Genomic DNA, 19,958 nt, shown 5'->3' with positions numbered 1-19,958 from the left:
AACAAGCTGCAAAAATGACATGCTGCCGATATTTTAAACAGTAAGTTAAGTTGGGTTACTCTATCTTATAGGTTGAACAAGGTAAAGTGATCTACCATCAGCCTAGGTAAAACCACTGCGGGCTAAAAAGACGCTCTCTGCTGAGGGGGCATGAAACCAAATGAGGTGACTATCATGAAACGACACAATATGATCAAACTTCTCTCTCTTCTGCTCGGATCAGGGTGCTGGTCTGGTCTCATTGGCACTCAGTCAATCGCTCAGGCAGAAACGACGAAATACTCAGAAACAGTCAAAACTGAGTATCAATATGGAGCAAAAGTTACCTGTTCGCTCTTGTTACCGCACCAGGATGGCGCCCTGGCGAGAGGCACTTACCGCACAGTCGTCAATATCCACAATCCTACGAACAAGAAAATCACTCTTGCAGCCAAGGTGGCACTGGCAACACAGTTTGGCTCTGAACCAGGCCCCTTCGATGTCACACCTTTCAAGAAAATAGTGCTCCAGCCAGATGGGGCGGTTGGCGTAAATTGTTTTGACATTGCAGGCTACTTTTGTCCGATTGATGGTGTTTGTGTGGATTTCGCCTTTCTGGAAGGATTTCTGGTTGTGAAAAGCCCTGTTCCATTGGATGTTGCTGGCGTATATACCGCCCGGCATAGCGAGGGAGAAGTTGAATCCATTGATGTGGAAACAATTCAACCACGAAGGGTTGAGGAGAGCGTTAAGTTAGGACCAGCGGAACCCACCAAGGCAGGGGAAGGAAAACGTATGGATTATCCACCCAAAGGCAGTCCTGCTTACCATGATCAGAAACCCAAACAAATGTGTGGCGGCATTGCTGCATTTCCTTGTCCTGAAGGGATGAAGTGCGTGGATGATCCGTCGGACAATTGCGATCCTGCTAAAGGTGGTGCCGATTGTGCAGGTATCTGTGTGAAATAACTGCATGCAGGCGTAACAATGGATCTTGTAAAGAATGCATCAGCTAAACTGTTCTTGGGATAATTCACTCCGTCGGCCGTGAGTGTGCGTGATGTTAATCGCAAAGCATTCCGAAAAAATTGCGATTGTTGCTTATTGACAAGCTTCTTGTGTTTCTTTGCATACATCATTGCACGCTCACTTTACACTCTCAAGGATAGACTACATGAAACCATTTGTTGTGATTTTCATGAGCGTCGCGCTGCTTGCTAAGACAAGTTCCACCGCAATGTCACAGCAGCCTTTTGCTCTGAAAAACATGACCTGCCATATTGAATCAACGCAAACAAGTGATTGCACCGGAGTTCCTACGCTTCATTCTGGCGAGCTGGTCATTTCGAAAGAAGGAACTTTTGAACTGAAAGCGCATTACCATGGATGTTTCATGGTTGAGAAAGTAGCAAAATCTGGGAGGTTTCAGACATCTCGTTTCAAAGAAATAATCAGCCTTGAACTCCTGACTACAAAAACAGTGGGAATGAAAGATACGGCGCCAGATTTTCCGAGAACGCTTGGATTTGTAAATTTAAATTACAGTACGCTGGATGGTTTTTTTGTTGACATATCTGCTGTAATTCGGGGATATGGGCGTCATCCAGAAAACATCATGACTTTAAAAATGCAATGCGAGGTGAATGAATAGGACTGCCAATTATCATTCTTTTACCGGCTTATCATAATGTAATGGTGGTTAACCCGGTCAGAGTTACAGAAAAAATTCTTTTTTAAAAAGAAATATAGAGGAAGGACGGATCAATTTTTCATCATGCAAAAAAGGAGTCTCACAATGTCACACCATAAAGAAAATTTTGAAGGTTGCAATATTGAAATAAAAGATGATGCCAACCTGTCAATTAATGGAAAGGAGATTAATTACGAATATGATGGGACAAAAAATAAGTTTTCTTCGAGATATCTGCCTTATACCCAATACGATTCGTTGTTGGAACTGGCGAGAGCGATCGCCCGGCATACGGTCGAGTTTTCTAAGGTAAAAAAATAGTTCAAACAAACTCAAGCAGACTAAGAGAAGGAGGAAATTCTCATGGCTATCAGAAAAGATGCAAACACCCTGACTGCTGCTGAACGGTCAGAATTCGTTGCCGCCATTCGAACTTTAAAAGCAGAGGGGATCTACGACCAATTTGTGCTCAGGCATGCAAACGCCATCATGAGCGCCATTCATCGATGTCCTGCCTTCCTGCCCTGGCACCGCCGTTTTCTTTTCGATCTCGAGCTGGAACTTCAGCGCGTATCAGGCAACCCCAATCTCGGCATACCCTACTGGAACTGGCCATCGGGAGGGGCGAATGCCTCCATGTGGAATGATGACCTTCTCGGGGGAGACGGCGATGCTGGTGGTGTCGTCCGGACCGGCCCATTCCGGGCTGGCCAATGGACAGTAATCAATTCTAGTGGACTACCGGCTGGTCCACTCACGCGCGCTTTTGGTCAGAACGGACTGCCAACCTTACCTACCCAGGCCGAAATTAATCAAGTCATGGCTGTTACGCCCTATGATGTATCTCCATGGAACATGAACAGCAATCCGAGTTTCCGCAATCAACTTGAAGGCTGGATTGGCCCCAACCTCCACAACCGGGGACATGTTTGGGTCGGCGGCTCTATGTTGCCGATGACCTCGCCGAATGATCCGGTGTTTTTCATGCATCATTGTATGGTTGATAAGGTCTGGCATGAGTGGCAATTACGCTTCCCGAGTCAAGGTTATCTGCCAGCAAACGGCGGACCTTTTGGACAAAATTTGACTGACCCAATGAATAACACCCCTTCCGGGCAGATTGGTCCGCGTCCTATCGATGTGTTAGACAGCACCGCCTTGGGTATTGTGTACGACGGTGCTGGTCCTCAGCCTCAACCGCAAATACCGTTCATTGTTGTTGATGCCAATCCAACACCGGCTGATATTGGAACGCTAGGAGAAACCGACGTTTTCCGCTTTGAAGTCCCGTCTTTTGGGTCCCACACGATGTACACCACTGGACCATCTGATACTTTCATGACCCTGTTTGGTCCCAACGATCAGAATTTCGAAGTGGCATCAGACGACGATGCAGGCGAGAATTTTAATGCACAAATCACCCGCAATCTCTCGGCAGGCACCTACTATCTGCGTATTCGCCTTTATAATCCGAACTCAACAGGAAATTATGCAGTTGGTGTGCGTACTTCTGGCCCAGCTCCCGGTCCCACTCCAACGCCCATTCCTGAGCTCATGGTAAACGGCGTAAGCATCAATGCGTCGATTTCTGCAGCAAATGAAAGCGACGTGTATCGGTTTAATGTGACCAATGAAGATTTCTATACCATCCAAACAAACGGGACGACAGATACTTTTATGAGCTTGCATGGCCCGAACAGCCAAACACCGGAAATCGCCAGCAACGACGATTCAGGCATTTCTTTCAACGCCCTGATTCGCCGTCAGCTCTCACCAGGTGAGTATTTCGTCCGTATAAGACACTATTCGCCTGTAGGGACAGGCCCCTATTCCATTCAGGTAACTCGGGGATGATACTGACTGATATAGCGATAATCCAGTATACTTTTAGAAGATAACTTAAAAGAGGAGTAGCAGATGGTGAAATCCAGGTGCCTTGCCACCTTTTGAGGTATAGCCTAAGTCATATAAAATGATTCAATTTTAATGAGTTGCTCAACGTTTTGGTTTTTTTGTTTTCTGATTGCTTTGGCTTGTGCCCATTTGTGTTCAATGGAGTTAAGGTCTGGTGAATATGCTGGCAGATATTCAAGTGTATGTCCGGCTTGTGTGATTGCATTTTGAATATCCTGCCTTTTGTGAAAGATTGCGTTATCCATGACCACAACTGATGCTGGCGGGAGTTTTGGCAACAGATCGTATACCGTCCAGCCGAAAAAAGTATCTGCATCAATATTGCTTTTGAACAATCCCACCGTCAGAAGACATTTGCCGATTAACGCGCCGATCACAACATTGATGCGGCCACTGGCATGCTAATTACACACACCGTGACACCACTTGCCAATGGGCGCATACCCATGTGTTCGTGGCATATCGTGCGCAAAACCACTCTCGTCAATATAGACGATGACGCAGTTTTGAGCTTCATACACCTTAATCGTCACCTGGAAGGTGTGCCGTTTGTCTTCGTTCGCTTTGGGATGCCGCAGTGTTTTTCTATAGCTGATGTTCATACGCCGCAGCGCATGGTCGATACCTTTTTCGTTTACACCTGGTCGACGAGCCCGTTCGGCTTGATAGGCGTCCGGGAACGCCTGCACATCAGGGCCAACGCGATCATGTCGATCTTCGTCACCGGTTTGTTACGGGTCTGCTTGGGATTGGGATTCTTCACCCAGCGCGTCACGCTGGCAATTCCCACGCAAAAATGCGCTGCCGCCTGCGTAATTGTAAGTCCTTCCTTCTTACGAACGGACAAAACTTTGCAGCGAAATGATGATGGATAAGTCATCTATGGATCGTAATCAATTTATTTGAGCTTTGCTATACCGTCATGCGCAGATTGCGCTTATTATCAATCGCTTCTTGAAGCAGAATCTTCTCCAGCTTCGACCAGAACTCATCACTGAGCATCAATCGGGGCATCGCAAACTCGTTTTGTTGGTGGTATAGGAAGGTATAGGAACCCCAATATTACGAGTTTGTTTCTATCTATTAAATACTTACCTTAAAACGTCAACAGGCCCTAGCAGACCGTTTCAGTAAAACATTTGCACAAGACACCATTCGGCCTGAGTCTGTCGAAGGTCGATGTCAGTTGTTTAGTGGCTCAACAAGCTCACCGTCAATAGGAGATATTTTACTGAAACGATCCGCTAGTAAAAGTGCAGCTTCAAAACTTATCAGGAACGATAAACCTCAATTAGTCGTGTTCCTTGTCGTTATTGCGACAAGGAAAAGCCAATTTCCCGTTTTGTGATTCTGTTAACGAGATCCTTTGATTATTCCAGTAGGCGACAATATTACGCTCCGTTAAAAATAACAACAAAATAAACTGATGCTATTGCGTAAGCACTCAACGGCACCACTTGTCATTCTCTCTGGCTTAGTGATTTAATGAACTCCAGTGTTAGCGGTAGTAGTTCATCGATACGATTATTGGGGCAGGGAGTTTAATGCTTGTTGGAGTTATCGCTGAAGCGTTGGCGGCGAGGGAGGTTATGTCTAAGTGGAGTCATGACGATCGTGGTGGGGTTTCATCTGTCGGGTTACCGGACGTTTAAGTCCTATTATCTGGACCAGGTGTTGAGATATCAGCGGCCCTATTATCCGGGGTTAGTAAGTTACAACCGCTTTGTTGAGCTGCTGCCAGGTATAGCCTGATGCCTTTGTGCTGTTTTCTGGTTAGCCGCTTTGGGCGCAGCAGTGGGATCAGCTTTATTGATTCGACCAAGATCAGTGTGTGCTACAACGCCGTATTTGGTCGCATAAAGTGATAGCAGAGTTTACTGCCCGGGGTTACATCTCTCAGCCGCTCTTTGAGCAACTCTGGGAGCAAGGCGTACAGCTCGTTACCAAGGTGCGTAAGAGAGCATGAAAAACAAGCTATTACCACTGTTTGATAAATTCTTATTGCGTAAATGCTCGATCATTGAGACTCTCAACGATCAATTGAAAAACATCTCACAAATCGAACATTCCCGCCATCGCAGCCCATTTAACTTCTTTGTTAATTTGATAGCCGGACTGGTAGCTTATACATTCCGCGAGAAGAAACCCTCCCTTAATATTAGATTTTCTCAGGCTCTTCCAGATGTGGTGTGATGATTTTTATACCGAACTCACGTTAATTTATGCGCTAAACCCCTTACACTTAATGTATTCCGTGGGAGAATGAAATAAGGTACTCAGATGCACGAACCCTTTGCAGAACTGGCTTTTTTACTCATTATAACTAGTGCAGTCGGAGTTATCGCTGTTCATTTACGACAGCCGGTGCTCATTGCCTATATCATTGTGGGAATTGTGGTAGGTCCTGCAGGTTTTTCCTTCGTTCAGGTTCATGATCAAGTCGATCTGTTAGCTCAGATTGGTGTGACAGTTCTCCTCTTTTTGGTTGGACTGAAACTGGATCTGCAACACGTACGACATATAGGTCCCGTTGCATTAGCAACTGGACTTGGTCAACTTGGGTTTACCATTATATTTGGGTTTCTACTTATTCTTTTGCTTGGGAAAGACTGGCTTACAGCTCTTTATGTAGCCATTGCGCTTACATTTTCTAGCACAATTATCATTGTCAAATTATTGACCGACAAGCGCGAACTTGATTCTCTCCATGGACGCATTGCTGTTGGTTTTCTGATTGTGCAGGATATTGCAGTTGTTTTAGCTATGATGGTAATGAGTGCAATACGGGGTGATATGGATGCGGTTGGTCTGAGTGGATGGATGATCGCGGCATCACTTATTTTCCGCGTTAGTTTAACTGTGCTCTTGATGTTTTTTGTTATGTGGTATGTCATGCCATCATTAGTGCGATTTATCGCCCGCTCCCAGGAACTGCTTCTTATATTTGCAATTGCATGGGGAACATCGCTTGCTGCATTGGGCGAATGGGTGGGTTTTTCCAAGGAAGCGGGTGCATTCATGGCGGGTTTTTCGCTGGCGTCTACCCATTTCCGTGACGCCATTAGTGCGCGGTTAACGGGTGTTCGTGATTTCCTGCTGCTGTTCTTTTTTATTGATCTGGGAGCAAAACTTGATTTTTCTATGCTTGGCGCTGAACTCTGGTCTGCTGCGGCGCTATCGTTTTTTGTTCTGATTGGTAATCCTATTATTGTGATGGTGATCATGGGATATATGGGTTACCGCAAACGAACTGGCTTTCTGGCGGGTTTGACAGTGGCACAGATAAGCGAATTTTCTATCGTATTTATCGCGATGGGAATAAGCCTAGGCCATTTGGAGCAGAGTGCACTAGGCTTGACGACGCTAGTTGGTGTAGTAACCATCGCCTTGTCCACTTATATGATTTTGTATTCTCAGCGTCTGTATGAATACCTTTCACGCTGGTTGAGTGTGTTTGAACGTGCTCGTCCCTACCGAGAACTTTCAATGGAGCAGCAACGTTCAATTGTTAATGACCCCAAGATCATTATTTTTGGATTGGGGCGGCATGGAGCTAGAGTCTTGATACATATGTGCAACCACGGTGTTGGGGCATTGGGTGTGGATTTCGATCCAGAAGCAATTAGAGGGCTGAGACAGCGGGACATGCCAGTACGCTATGGGGATGCAGAAGATCCAGCATTTCTCAGCTCATTGCCATTTGCAAACGTTGATTGGATTGTTACGACCATTCCGGAATGGAGTGCTAATCAAGCGCTACTCCGTGCGCTTGATGAAGCAGGATTTAAAGGGCGTATCATTGGTTTGGTGCGGGATGATGAGCATGCCTTGGCTTTACAGCAGGCTGGTGTCACGAGAGTAGTCAATATTTTTCAAGAAGCGGCCGGTCATGCAGCTGATTATCTTGCGCGAGAAATCGAAGCTGATGAGAAGGAAAAATCATAATCAAAGCAGGATTTGCTTATTTTAGCGTCTACTTTAGCCTGGTTTTCATAGAAATCAGCTAATTTTTATAATCCAGGGAGTATTTGCTTTTCTTCGGTTTCAGCTGTATTTATTGACTCAGAAAATACAGGAAGCGATCAACCAAGAAGCTCAGGATCATTGTTAACATGCCAGTGTTCTAACATATTCTTCGATTGGAATAACAATAATTAAGCCTGGTTAAGGTGCTATTCTCGAAGAGAGAACTATAGGAATTTCATTTTATGATCTACCAGTCAGTCTTTATCCCTACAATTTAATGGAAGGAGCGCTATGGTCATACGTTTTCGTTTATTGTTTAATGTCCTGATTTGTATTGTCTTAAGCAGCCTGTTACCCGTTCACGCGGATAGCTATAAACCTACTGGTATCGATTCTATTTTGTATTTCCAGGCTGCCATTAAAGATGCTGAGTACTGTGCAATGGCCGTTAAAAACGGCGAATTAGTTGCCATCAATAATCATACTGGCAAGGTGCTGAGTAATGCTGCCATGACTTGTCCGGATATGTTTTCTTGGAAGCTGTTTGCTGAAGTGATTCGGGATAAATTCTGGTCAAATTGGGCTGACGAGAATGACAACTGGCCGGCACAGCCTTATGCACTATGCCAAGCTGGCCAGGCACCCGGTAAAGATGCCTGCTGCCAACCTGGAGCAGCAAACAACGATCCTAATCATTGTCCAGCTTATCCAGGTACTCAGCACGCGGCCAAACTCAAAAGCTTGACTGATGCGCTGACAGAAGAAGCGCATCAGTTAGCACGTGATCCTGTCTTGCAGCGTGATACCCGTTTGCCTTTCCACGATACATTGACTCCCCTAAGCAGCATGATGAAACTCAAGTCTATGAAGAAGGGGGTTGCTGATGCGCCTATTCCTTCTTGTGCAGCAGTAGCTGTAGATGGTAAGACTGAGAATCTGGTAGCAGACATCATTAGGAAATTTAATCCTGCCGATGCGGAAAGTGTTGGCCGCGTCATCCGTCAAACCAATGCTGAGTTGACTATCCGTAACAAAGTGTTCCATGACTATCTGTTTACTAATAATTTATATAACGCCAATGGTGTGACGGATATATTCAAAATCAATCAACAGAATCTGCAAAGCGAAGCACCTTATCGTCGTGCCAATCAATCTTTTCAGGATGGAAAGCCCGCTTCACTGTCACGCGTAGATTTGCCGCCGGATGCTATCATGATCAAGAGCAATTGGCTGCACCATGATCTTGCCGTGGCCCTGGGGTTGCCGGCTGATCCTAAACAGTACATCAGTAAGTTGCTGCAGACACAGATTGATCTGCAAGCGCTTGGTGTCAGTAAATTGCCGCTGACTTGCAATCTGGAAGGTATCCATCATCTGGTAGCGTTCCACATTTCTTCGAAAGACATTCCTAACTGGGTATGGACCACTTTCGAGCATATTAGCTTGCCTGGTCGTTGTGATATCACTGGTTGCAATGATGCTTACGGTTATGCAAGTGGTGACAATAATCGCCCAGTCGGTACCGCAGATAACTATGTCAAACCCAATCAGCACAGCGATCAATTGAACTCATCTAGTATCGTGTTCAATCCAGATAAGGGCTATCCGCTGGAAATAATTCGCCCGGACTGGAATAAGCTGCTCACTGAATTGAATATCGGCAGCGGTAGCAGCACCAGTCAAGTTGAGCCTGATCCCGAGGATATTGCTTGGCGTAACTTCCGTCTTAAAGGATCGCAAGTGGAGTTTGTCAACTCGATTGGGCAATCGACGCTGTTGGGCAATTCAGTCACCGAGGCTGGTTTTATGGATGGCTCCAGCTGTATCAGCTGTCATGCAAGGGCTGGTGCGGCACTAAATGGCGATGGTTCGGCCAATTTTCTCGCACTTTCAGTATTCGAGCGCAGCCTAACAGATTTTGGCTATGCGCGCAGTCATTATGGCATTCCTGATCCATTCTGGTTTTACAACGATAACAACGGCCGGCCAAAAATGGTGGTGATGCAAACAGATTTTATTTGGGGTTTTCTCAATGCAAATCCCATTGTATCTGGTAAACCGTAGAGAAGTTGTTTCTCAGCCTGTGCGCCAGACTTGCGCAGGCTGAAACGAGTATATGGTCCGGTAATGCTTGTGCTAAATGTGGTAGATTTACTCTGACAGATAGCTAAAAAAACAACTATCTGTCAGATTTGAATATTTGTGAGTGAAATCAGGATGAAAAGCTAATGTTTCCTGATAAATCCAGCCCGGTAACGCCTACCAAGGTGACTGTGCCGTGATCAGCAACCGAGATCATCGTATCATTTCCATTATCACTGATATCAAGATCGTCGAAAGAATCTACGCCAGTCACATCAAATTTAATTTGATCCTTATCTGATTGGCGAAAATCATAAATGTAATCATTGCCAAATGTGTCGATGAAGATGAAGGTATCAGCGCCGCCACTGCTGGGATTAGTGAAGGTTAAATTTTCATTGCTCTCGAAAATGTCACGTAACTTATTCACAATGTTATTGATATTGCCAAGTGAAACTGGATTGGATGCATCAAAGTCAATTCTGCTTCCAGCCAATTGCAGGAATTCATTAATGAGATTGGATCCAAGTGTATCAATCAATGAATTGATGAAATCAGCGATATTGGCGCCGGGAATGTGAGGTAGCTGATTCACAATGCTATTGATATTAGCAAAAGAATCCAGATTGGCTGCGTCAAAGTTAATTTCGTTCTCACCTGATCGCAGGAAACGATCAATAAGATTGATTCCAAATGTATCGATCCATGCCTTGATAAAGCCCGAGATTTCAGTGCCACTGAGTGGAGTGCTATTCGATATGATATTTTTGGCATCACCATACATATGATCTGTTGCGTTGATTCCACTAATCAAGTGATCATTGCCGGCGTGGGTGGAATCGCTTATGTGGTCATCATGGTGATCGCCACGATGGTCATTACGGTGGGCATCATGATCGTCGTCTTCAGCCTCGTCATCGTTATAATCGTCTTTATCACGATGGAGGTTGTCGGTATGGGTAGGATTGATCATGTCTCTAGCATCGCCATAAAGAATGTTGGTGACATTTCCTGTTCCATTGTTGTTACTACCCCATAGCGTATCATTACCGCCTCTAGCATGTTCGAGCATAGTAAGCGCATCGCCGACAAGAACATTAACAAGAGTTCCGTCACCACTATTGTTACCACCCCATAGCTTGTCATTGCCACCTTTAGCAGAGCCGAACATTATGGCAGCGTCACCAGCTAGAGCTTCAACAAGAATTCCACCACCATCATTATTACCACCCTGTAACTTGTCGTTGCCGCCTTTAGCAGAGTCGAATATCAGCACAGCGTCACCAGCTAGAGCGTTAGCAAGTATTCCGCCGCTGTTGCTACCGCCCTGCAACTTGTCATTGCCGCCCTTGGAAGATTCCAGCATCAGAGTGCCATCACCGACTAAACCGTTAATAAGCATTCCTCCGCTATTGTTACCACCCTGTAACTTGTCGTTGCCGCCTTTGGCGGAGTCGAACATCAGCACGGCGTCACCAGCTAGAGCGTTAGCAAGTATTCCGCCGCTATTGTTACCGCCTTGTAGCTTGTCATTACCGCCTGTGGCAGAGTCAAACATCAGCACACTGTCGCCGGCTAGACCATTAGCAAGCATCCCGCTAGTGTTGTTACCGCCCTGCAATACATCATTACCGCCTTTGGAGCGATCATACATAAATCCAACATCACCAGAAATCATATTGATGGAATCATTATCTGTACCAGTCAATGACTGCTTTTTGCCTTTTTTATTTCCGGTAAGTGCAAAATTTTCGTTCGAGTCACCCAAAAGTAATGTTGTCATTTGATTTATTTCCTTTTAAAAAATTAATAGGGATTCGTAGTTTTTCTCGAATTCCTTTCTTTAATGCTGCTTCGATTGTTTTTTCTGCGAGCCGGCACTGATGAGTGACAGCTTTAAAAAGGATCCGAACAGCAAGAGAGAGTTCATGCAGAATTAAAGACAGGGAGTTTCCTATTGATTTTTATTATCGGTACAAATTTTGAGAACTTTAGTGCAAACTAAAGCACTTGAAATAAACATGTTGTGAGCAGGTGCATTGAGCAATAAAGTGCCAATAGTGAACAGAAATAGGTTGAGCTATGAGTACCGGTTGAGTCTTCAAAACTAAAGAGCAAATTGCCTGGTCTTGACCCAGTGAAATATTTATTGGTGCAATGATGCAGTCCATATCGTCAAAATGACCGCTATCATGGATAGGTTCCGGGTGATTCTTTTATAGTTAATTGATTTGGGTTTTATCTGTGATATTTTCCTAAAAATAATGCAAGAAGCACGATTTTTTAGTAGAAACTGAGTCAAATTTAGGCTTAAGCATTACAGATAATGAACATTATTTTCTGTAATTTATTTTTCGTTTTGAAAAACCCAAATAGGGTTGATCCTTATACGATAAGATCATAAATAGAGGAATTGAGAGTAATCTGACCTGTGGTTGGTCTGTTGATTCTTACGATTTATTAATCGTTTTTCCAATGAAGAAGGAAAAGTCTTATGGATAATAATTTAATGGACAAGAAAGCGCAGTTCAATTTTTGGTATATCGTTATCGCCATTCTTGGCATGATGTTTTTGCAGAATCTTTATACGCAATATACCCGGATTGAGCCGATTCCCTATAGTCGGTTTCAGGATTACCTGAACCAGGGCAAGGTTGCCGAGGTGGCGATTACGGAAAATCAAATTTACGGTACGTTGAAAGAAACGGGTGCCGATGGCGTCAAAGAATTCGTTACCACAAGAGTTGAGCCTGGGCTTGCTGAAATTCTGGATCAGCATAATGTGACTTATACCGGGATCATCAAGAGTACTTGGTTGCGCGATTTACTGTCCTGGATTGTACCTATGCTGGTATTTGTTGGCATCTGGCTGTTTATCGTGCGCCGTATGAGTGGTGGTATGAGCAGTGGATTGATGTCGATTGGCAAGAGTCACGCCAAGGTGTATGTCGAGAAGGAAACCAAAGTGACTTTTGCTGATGTGGCAGGAGTCGATGAAGCTAAGGAAGAACTCCTCGAAATCATCAATTTTCTGAAGAATCCTGCTGACTATAGTCGACTGGGTGGAAGAGTGCCAAAGGGAGTTTTGCTGGTAGGGCCGCCTGGAACGGGTAAGACCTTGCTGGCGCGTGCGGTGGCTGGTGAAGCAGGTGTACCGTTTTTTTCGATTTCGGGATCGGAGTTTGTCGAGATGTTTGTCGGTGTGGGTGCGGCCAGAGTGCGCGACCTTTTCGAGCAGGCACGACAAATGGCGCCCGCTATTATTTTTATCGATGAGCTCGATTCATTGGGACGCGCGCGAGGCGCTTATGCGTGGGGCGGGCACGATGAGAAAGAGCAGACACTAAATCAATTGCTCGCAGAACTGGACGGCTTTGATCCTTCAGGTGGCATCGTATTGCTGGCTGCGACAAATCGCCCGGAAATCCTCGATGCAGCACTGTTGCGCGCTGGGCGTTTTGATCGTCAGGTGCTGGTAGACCGTCCCGATAAAACAGGACGCGAACAGATCCTGGCTGTTCATCTGAAAAAAGTGAAACTAAATATCGATGTCAAGCCGGAACAGATTGCTGCATTGACTCCCGGATTTACAGGTGCGGATCTGGCCAATTTGATTAATGAGGCTGCTTTGTTGGCTACCCGGCGTAAAGCGTCAGCCGTAGCGATGGAGGATTTTAATAACGCAATTGAGCGGATTGTTGCGGGTCTTGAAAAGCGCAATCGTCTGCTCAATCCAAAGGAGCGTCGCATCGTGGCATTTCATGAGCTGGGGCACGCCATGGTGGCGCTGGCACTGCCCGGTACTGATGAAGTGCATAAGGTATCAATCATTCCGCGTGGAGTGGGTGCGCTGGGTTATACCATACAGCGCCCGACCGAGGACCGTTTTCTAATGACGCGAGTAGAGCTGGAAAACAAGATGGCTGTGATGCTGGGCGGACGGGCTGCCGAGCAGGTGATTTTCAATGAAGTGTCCACGGGAGCATCGGATGATCTGATGCGTGCGACCGATATGGCCCGCGCTATGGTATTGCGTTATGGCATGAGCGATGCACTGGGGCATGTGGCGTATGATCGCGAGCGTTCCGCTTTCTTGCAGCAAGGCTTCCCGGTGCCATTTGGCCGCGATTACAGCGAAGATACAGCCAACAAGATCGATGCGGCTGTGCGTGCGCTCGTGGATCAAGCGCTTGAACGGGCAATAAGTATCCTTCGCAAGAATCGTGCACTTATCGAGAAAACTGCTGAAGAATTGCTCAAAACGGAGACACTCAATCAACCTCAAATCGATGCATTAAAACAGGTAATCGTTCATGAGGCTTAATATGAGTAGAGCTTAGCGCAGCAAAATGAGTTTGGGAATCGCGTCCTTGTTAACCCATACGATGGCATTTTGACCAAACTGTTTGCCAAGTGTTTTAGAGGTGGCAGAATCGATGCCCAATGCCAGGAAGCTTGGTTCTGCTGGCCATTTGGTCGCTTGATCCAGACTTGTGCCTGTGAAAATGTGGTTGGAATAACGAGAGAGGTGGTTACGCAAGCGGTGATTAGCCGCATAGTTTATTTCTGGAAGTTGAATCTGGCTATGCGGATTACAGGCCGTGATATAGAGCGCGCACTGTGCGCCGGATTTTTTCATGAGTTTTGATAATGGCTCGCAATGCCGGCCAATGTGTAATGTCAGCGTGTTTGAATCAATCGTTGCCTGGTAATGAGCGGCAATATAGTTTTGGATGAGTTTGGTCGGAATGGTGGATTGTTTTAAACTTTCATCCAAAATGACCGCACTATGTCGATATGTATCTTGCGGAGAGGTATTGGATATAGGCACGATTATCTACAAAAAATGACGACATGAAGTATTTTATTCTAATCCTATTATTTGTTCTCGCCTGCTTGGCAAATGCTGCAGAGACGCTGCCAGTCGATGTTCCCGATACACTTGCTGAACGTGTCAAAGCATGCACGATTTGCCACGGTGCAGAGGACAGACATGACGGAGATAGCTATTACCCGCGGATTGCAGGCAAGCTAGAGGGCTATCTCTTTAACCAGCTACGCCACTTTCGGGACGGTAGACGCTATTATCAGCCAATGGCGATTTTGCTGGAAAATATGTCGGATGAATATTTGCGGGAAATCGCCCGGTATTTTGCTGTATTGAACTTGCCTTATCCATCGCCTGAATCTATTACCTTGCAGCCTGTGGAGGCAAATTTAGCGCGGCGACTTGTTTACTCAGGAGATTCCAGGCGAAATATTCCGGCATGTAGCACCTGTCATGGAAAAGAACTGATGGGTACTGCGCCTTTCGTGCCAGGGCTGTTGGGGTTGCCTCGAGCTTACATAACAGCACAATTAGGGGGTTGGCATAGCGGGGGATTGATCCGCGGGAAGGTGGCGAATTGCATGGCAGACATTGCCAAGCAGTTGACCTATGAAGAAATCAATGCAATTGCGAAATGGCTGGCTGTTCAACCCGTTTCAGGAGAGCCAGTCGGTGAACTATCGGTTGAGATGAGCCAACGTTGTGCCAATCTAGCGCTGGAAAATGGAGAAGCTCGATGATGCAAGTGAGGCGCGCCATTTTTGGCGTATGGAGAAATGCCTTTTTATTTCTTGGCTATATGTTGACCATGTTGTTTGCCGCCAATGTCATGGCCGTCAATGCTTCTACTGAAGAAACATCCCTATCGGGACAGCAGCGGGGTGAATATCTTGTGCGCGTGGGAAATTGTCTGGGGTGCCATACGGCCAAGGGTGGGCAGCCGTTTGCGGGAGGTTATCGATTGTCTACATCATTTGGCACGTTTGTCACACCTAATATCACGCCTGATAAAGAAACGGGTATCGGTCTTTGGAGTGAGGAAGATTTCTGGAAAGCGATGCATGAGGGCAAATCGCGTGATGGCAGATTACTCTATCCCGCTTTTCCTTATACTGACTATACTAAGGTGACACGCGAAGACGCTAGCCTTATTTTTGCCTATCTTCAGTCGATACCAGCTGTTTCCCAAGTAAATCCATCTCATGAAATTCGCTTTCCCTATAACTATCGACCGCTCCTGTATATCTGGCGTACACTGTTCTTTAAGCAAGGGGTCTATGAACCGGATCAAAGCAGAAGTGCGAAATGGAATCGAGGCGCTTATCTGGTGCAGGGACTGGGCCATTGCAATGCTTGCCATATTGCCAGAAATGTGCTGGGCGCAAGTCAAGATGAAACGATGGCGGGTGGGCAAATTATGGGGTCAAATTGGTATGCGCCATCGCTTACTTCTCGGCGAGAAGCGGGCGGCATGGACTGGACGATTGAGGAAATCGTTGCGCTACTTTCCTCCGGTGTCTCTCGGCGCGCTATGATGTCAGGACCGATGGCAACAGTCGTCAGGCAAAGCCTGCAGTATTTGTCGCAAGATGATGCGCGCGCCATGGCTATCTATCTGAAGTCATTACCAGAAAGCAATAATGTACAGCCTGAGGTGAATTATCCGCCAATGCCGGACAATGTGCGGAGATACTTGGCGCAGGGCGAAAAGATATATGTGAAATACTGCCAGGACTGTCACGGTATATCAGGTCAAGGTGCGCCAGGCATTTATCCTGCGCTGGCAGATAATCGCAGTGTGATCATGGTGATTCCCACGAATGTCATTCGCACTGTGTTGAATGGTGGCTACCCGCCTACTACTAGAGCAAATTCAAGACCTTATGGAATGCCTCCGTTTCAGCAGGTTATCCGTGATGAAGAGGTCGCGCAAGTCGTGTCTTTCATCAGGAATGCATGGGGAAATCATGGCAGTCTGGTGTCAGCGGTTGATGTAGGGCAGAGCAGGGAAGGTAGTCACTAGGGGCGTTGATTACTTGCTTGCACAAACATATGGCTGTGTTGCATGATTCGGCTATTCAGTTGTTGCGGGTGAGTCTTGCGCAGGGATGATGCGCTTGCTTTTCATGGCAGCTTTAACCGAATCCTGTTTGAGATGGGGAGCAAACATTTCGATGAAATCATAGACATAACTGCGAAGATAGCTGGTACGACTGATGCCGATACGAGTTGTGCTGGGCTCAAATAGATGGCCTGCATCAATTTCCCGAAGCTGTTTGTCGCGTTGCGGATCGAAAGCCATTTTCGCCAGAATGCCAATACCTAAACCAAGCTCCACATAGGTTTTGATTACATCGGCGTCGATTGCGGTAAGCACTACATTCGGAGTCAGCTTTTTTGATTCAAAGGCTTGATTGATTTTTGATCGGCCTGTAAATGCGAAATCATAAGTAATGATGGGATATTGGGCGATTGCTTCTAATGTCAACGGTTGTTGTTTGAGCAGGGGGTGTTTAGGGGGAACAATGATGCTGCGGTTCCATTGATAGCAGGGAAGCATGACCAATTCCTGGAATAATTCGATGGCTTCGGTGGCAATTGCCAGATCAGCTTCGCCAGAGGAAACTAAAGTTGAGATCTGGGTGGGGCTGCCTTGCCGCAGAATAAGTTTGACCTTGGGATATCGTTCGGTAAAGCATTTAATGACAGGAGGAAGCGCATAACGTGCTTGCGTATGAGTCGTGGCGATAACCAGCGTACCGCTTGCCTTGTCGCTGAATTCTTGGCCAATCTGCTTCAGGCTTTCTGCGTTACTGAGCATTTTTTTAGCAATTTCAATAATGGCCTGTCCTGGCGGAGTTATTTTGACGATACGCTTACCATTGCGAACAAAAATATCCACAGCCAGTTCTTCCTCAAGTAGTTGTATTTGCCGGCTGATCCCAGGCTGTGAAGTGTGCAGACTCTCGGCTGCTTTGGATAAATTCAGGTTGTGATTGGCTATTTCACATAGGTACCGTAATTGCTGGAGTCTCATCGGAGTATGTATATAATATAATGTTATATTGTTCTAATTTTATATTATTTTGAGATATATGATAGTGTTGCTATGATACGCTTTTCTTAAAAAGAGTGATCTTGTAAGTAAGTGTTCTTTCTGCCAAGTAGATCAGCATTTTAGCAAGTGGAAAATTGTGCGGGGCAGTAAATAACATTAGGGTGACTTGATGCTTGTTTAGTATTACCTTCCTAACTGGAAGGTATGAATGTATTGATAACCACTAACGCCATAGAGTAGATATCGGATAAAATAGCAATAAAAATTATTAATATTTTTTATCCTCAGTGGCAGCAAGCTGGTGTGGTAAAAAAACTATGGAGAGAAGAAATAAGATGGATTATTTAACCGATCTCGCTAATGATGAGGAAATCGATTCATACGATCAGTCATTGCAGGATTTTTTAGCGCAACGTATGGATGTCGATCGTTTTACTGCTACCCGGCTGCAAATGGGAATTTACGGGCAACGTCAGGAAGGCGTCAATATGGTGCGTATCAAGATTCCTGGCGGACGATTGATACCCGTGCAGCTAAATGCGATTGCTGATGCGCTGGAAGAGTATGCGCAACATGGTGAGGCGCATATCACCACCCGCCAGGATATTCAATTGCATTATGTCCCGCTGACGGATACGCCAGCTGTGATGCGTCATCTGGCAAAAGGCAAACTGACAACGCGTGAAGCATGCGGGAATACGATACGGAATGTGACGGCTTGTCCCTTGTCAGGAGTCTGCTCGCGTGAGCATGCCGATGTCAATGTGCATCTCGAAGGAGTTGTCAGGCATTTTTTGCGTAAGCCTTTGAATCAGTTGATGCCGCGTAAATTCAAAATCAGTTTCTCTGGTTGCGAAGCGGATTGTGCGCAGGGCATGATTCACGATCTGGGCGTGGTTGCAGTCAGGCAGGGAACGCGTTTTGGTTTCAAGATACTGGCGGCTGGGGGGTTAGGACATAAGCCTCATGAAGCGATTGTGATTGAGCCATTCATCGAAGAAAAGGATTTATTGTTGGTGATAGAAGCTGTGCTTACACTGCACAATAAGTATTCTGATCGAGCTAAACGTGCCAAGTCACGCATTAAGTTTCTGGTCGATAAATTCGGCGTTGACGGTTTTATTGAGAAATATCGTGAAGAGCTTGTGCGTGTTAAGGAAGTGCTGGCAGAACAGGATTATCCCAAGGGTGTATGGGTCGGTGGCAAGGATAGTGAAGTGCCTGGTCCGGGTGCACCGCGTTCACTCTTTGCGCAAAAGCAACCGGGATTATTTGTAGTGCCAATCAGTGTGCGTTTGGGGCAGTTGACTGCAGCGCAGATGCGCGGAATTGCTCAAATACTGGAGCGATATGACTTGCAAGAGATCCGTACCACGCAGGATCAGAACCTGATGTTAGTTGGAGTGCCACAAGAAAATATTGCAGCTATCCAGTCGGCATTAGCAGGTTTAGGTCTAGGCTTACCCAAGGCGGGTGATAATGTAGTGGCCTGTCCAGGAACGTCCACATGCCGCCTGGGAATCACTTCTAGTCCGACTATTGGCGGTAAATTATCAGGTGGAAATCATGATTTGCGTGTTCGTGTTTCAGGTTGCCATAATGGCTGTGCTCAGCCGGAAAGCGGGGATATTGGCATTTATGGTGAAGGCAAGCGCATGTATGGTAAGTTGGTACCTCACTATCAGATGTATTTCGGTGGCAATGGCATGGCAAATGGCGGTTTGGCGTTTAAAGGTCCGTCGGTACCGAGTGCGCGCATTGAGGTAGCGGTGGATCGTGTGAGATCGGCCTATGACACAGGCCGGGAAGCAGGAGAATCATTTTTTAACTGGACCCGGCGGGTAGGTCAGAGTTATTTTGCTGAATTGCTGGCCGATATCGCGGAAGTTAAGGAAGAAGACTTGCATTCAGTTTTACGCGATCATGGTCAAGGAGATGATTTCAAGGTATTGCAGCTTGGTGGCGGGGAGTGTGCGGGAGCGAAACAATTGCAGATTGGTACTGCTTTCTTTGATGCTGCAAATGAGCGTAATTACCGGAACGCGCTTAAGTTTCAGCGTAAATTTGAGGATTCTGTTAAGTGCGCTGAAGAAATTGTGCGTCTGATTGGCCAGGGACTGACCCAATTGGTAGGAGGCCGAAAATGCGATAGTTTACTGGAGCAAGCGGAGGAGCTGCAACGTGTGTTGCCAGCCAAGCCTCAGTTGGCTCAAACATTGGCTAAGCTCGCTCAGGATTTTGCGCGCCCGGCAGATGAGTTGACTGATGCCTTGTTGGCTGAATGGTATGCTGAATTGGATGAATGGACACTCGATGTGGCTCAGTTCTGCACTGACTTCAATAAACAAGTCGACTTGGCAGGCTCACTACCGGAAGCCATTATCAAGCCATTGCAATTTCAGAAAATGTCGCAGTCAGCTACGGCCTTATAGATACATGTG

Annotated in this window: 19 protein-coding genes and 2 pseudogenes; 14 read left to right on the top strand and 7 right to left on the bottom strand. The window is 46.1% G+C overall.

The genetic code is table 11. The features are described 5' to 3' along the window. Window positions 1-174: 174 nt before the first annotated feature. From J5I83_RS02380 to J5I83_RS02365, 4 genes are all read left to right on the top strand, one after another. Complete coding sequence (locus J5I83_RS02380; RefSeq protein WP_304053007.1) at window positions 175-948, top strand: Kazal-type serine protease inhibitor domain protein; 774 nt, start codon at window positions 175-177, stop codon at window positions 946-948. Between the two features lie 205 nt (window positions 949-1,153). Further along, window positions 1,154-1,630: a hypothetical protein gene (locus J5I83_RS02375; protein WP_304053006.1), complete on the top strand. Its 477-nt coding sequence runs from the start codon at window positions 1,154-1,156 to the stop codon at window positions 1,628-1,630. Window positions 1,631-1,774: 144 nt separating this feature from the next. Next, window positions 1,775-1,990 (top strand): hypothetical protein, encoded by a 216-nt coding sequence (locus J5I83_RS02370; RefSeq protein ID WP_304053005.1) that lies wholly within the window; start codon window positions 1,775-1,777, stop codon window positions 1,988-1,990. A 42-nt stretch (window positions 1,991-2,032) separates the two neighbouring features. Beyond that, complete coding sequence (locus J5I83_RS02365; RefSeq protein ID WP_304053004.1) at window positions 2,033-3,523, top strand: tyrosinase family protein; 1,491 nt, start codon at window positions 2,033-2,035, stop codon at window positions 3,521-3,523. Between the two features lie 104 nt (window positions 3,524-3,627). Here J5I83_RS02365 and J5I83_RS02360 read toward each other — a convergent pair whose 3' ends face one another. The 4 genes and pseudogenes from J5I83_RS02360 to J5I83_RS02345 all read right to left on the bottom strand — a co-directional run. Continuing rightward, complete coding sequence (locus J5I83_RS02360) at window positions 3,628-3,960, bottom strand: transposase (protein WP_304053002.1); 333 nt, start codon at window positions 3,958-3,960, stop codon at window positions 3,628-3,630. A 24-nt stretch (window positions 3,961-3,984) separates the two neighbouring features. Beyond that, window positions 3,985-4,272 (bottom strand): hypothetical protein, encoded by a 288-nt coding sequence (locus tag J5I83_RS02355; RefSeq protein ID WP_304053000.1) that lies wholly within the window; start codon window positions 4,270-4,272, stop codon window positions 3,985-3,987. Continuing rightward, window positions 4,218-4,463, bottom strand: a complete 246-nt coding sequence (locus tag J5I83_RS02350; RefSeq protein ID WP_304052999.1) for a hypothetical protein — start codon at window positions 4,461-4,463, stop codon at window positions 4,218-4,220. The genes J5I83_RS02355 and J5I83_RS02350 overlap by 55 nt, the downstream gene beginning before the upstream one ends. Before the next feature lie 35 nt (window positions 4,464-4,498). Then, window positions 4,499-4,597, bottom strand: a pseudogene (locus J5I83_RS02345) (IS5/IS1182 family transposase); the annotation flags it as partial. Between the two features lie 534 nt (window positions 4,598-5,131). Between J5I83_RS02345 and J5I83_RS02340 the strand changes: the two are divergent. The 4 genes and pseudogenes from J5I83_RS02340 (at window position 5,132) to J5I83_RS02325 (ending at window position 9,613) form a co-directional block, all read left to right on the top strand. Further along, window positions 5,132-5,335 (top strand): hypothetical protein, encoded by a 204-nt coding sequence (locus tag J5I83_RS02340; protein ID WP_304052998.1) that lies wholly within the window; start codon window positions 5,132-5,134, stop codon window positions 5,333-5,335. Window positions 5,336-5,465: 130 nt separating this feature from the next. Continuing rightward, window positions 5,466-5,776, top strand: a pseudogene (locus J5I83_RS02335) (transposase); the annotation flags it as partial. Window positions 5,777-5,863: 87 nt separating this feature from the next. After that, window positions 5,864-7,528, top strand: a complete 1,665-nt coding sequence (locus J5I83_RS02330; protein ID WP_304052997.1) for a cation:proton antiporter — start codon at window positions 5,864-5,866, stop codon at window positions 7,526-7,528. Window positions 7,529-7,840: 312 nt separating this feature from the next. Next, the gene (locus tag J5I83_RS02325; RefSeq protein WP_304052996.1) at window positions 7,841-9,613 is read left to right on the top strand and encodes a hypothetical protein; all 1,773 of its coding nucleotides are present in this window, start codon (window positions 7,841-7,843) and stop codon (window positions 9,611-9,613) included. A gap of 148 nt (window positions 9,614-9,761) precedes the next feature. On the opposite strand, the gene J5I83_RS14475 is transcribed toward J5I83_RS02325, so the two are convergent. Then, window positions 9,762-10,415, bottom strand: a complete 654-nt coding sequence (locus J5I83_RS14475) for a hypothetical protein (protein ID WP_369683383.1) — start codon at window positions 10,413-10,415, stop codon at window positions 9,762-9,764. Here J5I83_RS14475 and J5I83_RS14470 point away from each other — a divergent pair, their 5' ends adjacent. The 3 genes from J5I83_RS14470 (at window position 10,416) to ftsH (ending at window position 13,955) form a co-directional block, all read left to right on the top strand. Continuing rightward, the gene (locus J5I83_RS14470) at window positions 10,416-10,670 is read left to right on the top strand and encodes a hypothetical protein (protein ID WP_369683382.1); all 255 of its coding nucleotides are present in this window, start codon (window positions 10,416-10,418) and stop codon (window positions 10,668-10,670) included. 133 nt (window positions 10,671-10,803) lie between these two features. Further along, window positions 10,804-11,418: a hypothetical protein gene (locus tag J5I83_RS14465; RefSeq protein ID WP_369683381.1), complete on the top strand. Its 615-nt coding sequence runs from the start codon at window positions 10,804-10,806 to the stop codon at window positions 11,416-11,418. A gap of 722 nt (window positions 11,419-12,140) precedes the next feature. After that, window positions 12,141-13,955 carry an ATP-dependent zinc metalloprotease FtsH gene (gene ftsH / locus J5I83_RS02315; RefSeq protein ID WP_304053041.1) on the top strand — a complete coding sequence of 605 codons (1,815 nt, stop codon included), beginning with the start codon at window positions 12,141-12,143 and terminating at the stop codon, window positions 13,953-13,955. A 12-nt stretch (window positions 13,956-13,967) separates the two neighbouring features. Here the strand turns inward: ftsH and J5I83_RS02310 are convergent, their stop codons facing one another. Then, complete coding sequence (locus J5I83_RS02310; protein ID WP_304052992.1) at window positions 13,968-14,462, bottom strand: DUF3293 domain-containing protein; 495 nt, start codon at window positions 14,460-14,462, stop codon at window positions 13,968-13,970. A gap of 23 nt (window positions 14,463-14,485) precedes the next feature. Here J5I83_RS02310 and J5I83_RS02305 point away from each other — a divergent pair, with 23 nt between their 5' ends. Further along, entirely contained in the window at window positions 14,486-15,199 is a 714-nt protein-coding gene (locus J5I83_RS02305; protein WP_304052990.1) for a cytochrome c4, read from the top strand. A gap of 89 nt (window positions 15,200-15,288) precedes the next feature. Continuing rightward, window positions 15,289-16,482: a cytochrome c gene (locus J5I83_RS02300; RefSeq protein WP_304053040.1), complete on the top strand. Its 1,194-nt coding sequence runs from the start codon at window positions 15,289-15,291 to the stop codon at window positions 16,480-16,482. A 51-nt stretch (window positions 16,483-16,533) separates the two neighbouring features. Here J5I83_RS02300 and cysB read toward each other — a convergent pair whose 3' ends face one another. Next, complete coding sequence (cysB, locus tag J5I83_RS02295) at window positions 16,534-17,496, bottom strand: HTH-type transcriptional regulator CysB (RefSeq protein WP_304052988.1); 963 nt, start codon at window positions 17,494-17,496, stop codon at window positions 16,534-16,536. Window positions 17,497-17,852: 356 nt separating this feature from the next. On the opposite strand from cysB, the gene J5I83_RS02290 reads away from it, so the two are divergent. Then, window positions 17,853-19,949, top strand: coding sequence for a nitrite/sulfite reductase (locus J5I83_RS02290; RefSeq protein WP_304052986.1), 2,097 nt, complete (start codon window positions 17,853-17,855; stop codon window positions 19,947-19,949). The last annotated feature ends 9 nt before the right edge of the window (window positions 19,950-19,958 follow it).

The sequence above is a fragment of the Nitrosomonas communis genome, assembly GCF_024102715.1.
Lineage (GTDB): Bacteria > Pseudomonadota > Gammaproteobacteria > Burkholderiales > Nitrosomonadaceae > Nitrosomonas > Nitrosomonas communis_B.
The sequence above is the reverse complement of the archived record's forward strand: the minus strand, read 5'-3'. Positions and strand labels throughout refer to the sequence as shown.

Excerpts from the sequence above, each read along its gene's own strand:
- J5I83_RS02290 (WP_304052986.1), top strand. The coding sequence starts at position 17,853 with ATGGATTATTTAACCGATCTCGCTAATGATGAGGAAATCGATTCATAC.
- J5I83_RS02370 (WP_304053005.1), top strand. The coding sequence starts at position 1,775 with ATGTCACACCATAAAGAAAATTTTGAAGGTTGCAATATTGAAATAAAA.
- J5I83_RS14475 (WP_369683383.1), bottom strand. The coding sequence starts at position 10,415 with ATGTATGGTGATGCCAAAAATATCATATCGAATAGCACTCCACTCAGT.
- J5I83_RS02300 (WP_304053040.1), top strand. The coding sequence starts at position 15,289 with ATGGCCGTCAATGCTTCTACTGAAGAAACATCCCTATCGGGACAGCAG.
- J5I83_RS14465 (WP_369683381.1), top strand. The coding sequence starts at position 10,804 with ATGGCAGCGTCACCAGCTAGAGCTTCAACAAGAATTCCACCACCATCA.
- J5I83_RS02365 (WP_304053004.1), top strand. The coding sequence starts at position 2,033 with ATGGCTATCAGAAAAGATGCAAACACCCTGACTGCTGCTGAACGGTCA.
- J5I83_RS02325 (WP_304052996.1), top strand. The coding sequence starts at position 7,841 with ATGGTCATACGTTTTCGTTTATTGTTTAATGTCCTGATTTGTATTGTC.
- cysB (WP_304052988.1), bottom strand. The coding sequence starts at position 17,496 with ATGAGACTCCAGCAATTACGGTACCTATGTGAAATAGCCAATCACAAC.
- J5I83_RS02375 (WP_304053006.1), top strand. The coding sequence starts at position 1,154 with ATGAAACCATTTGTTGTGATTTTCATGAGCGTCGCGCTGCTTGCTAAG.
- J5I83_RS02330 (WP_304052997.1), top strand. The coding sequence starts at position 5,864 with ATGCACGAACCCTTTGCAGAACTGGCTTTTTTACTCATTATAACTAGT.
- ftsH (WP_304053041.1), top strand. The coding sequence starts at position 12,141 with ATGGACAAGAAAGCGCAGTTCAATTTTTGGTATATCGTTATCGCCATT.
- J5I83_RS02305 (WP_304052990.1), top strand. The coding sequence starts at position 14,486 with ATGAAGTATTTTATTCTAATCCTATTATTTGTTCTCGCCTGCTTGGCA.
- J5I83_RS02380 (WP_304053007.1), top strand. The coding sequence starts at position 175 with ATGAAACGACACAATATGATCAAACTTCTCTCTCTTCTGCTCGGATCA.
- J5I83_RS02350 (WP_304052999.1), bottom strand. The coding sequence starts at position 4,463 with ATGACTTATCCATCATCATTTCGCTGCAAAGTTTTGTCCGTTCGTAAG.
- J5I83_RS14470 (WP_369683382.1), top strand. The coding sequence starts at position 10,416 with ATGATCTGTTGCGTTGATTCCACTAATCAAGTGATCATTGCCGGCGTG.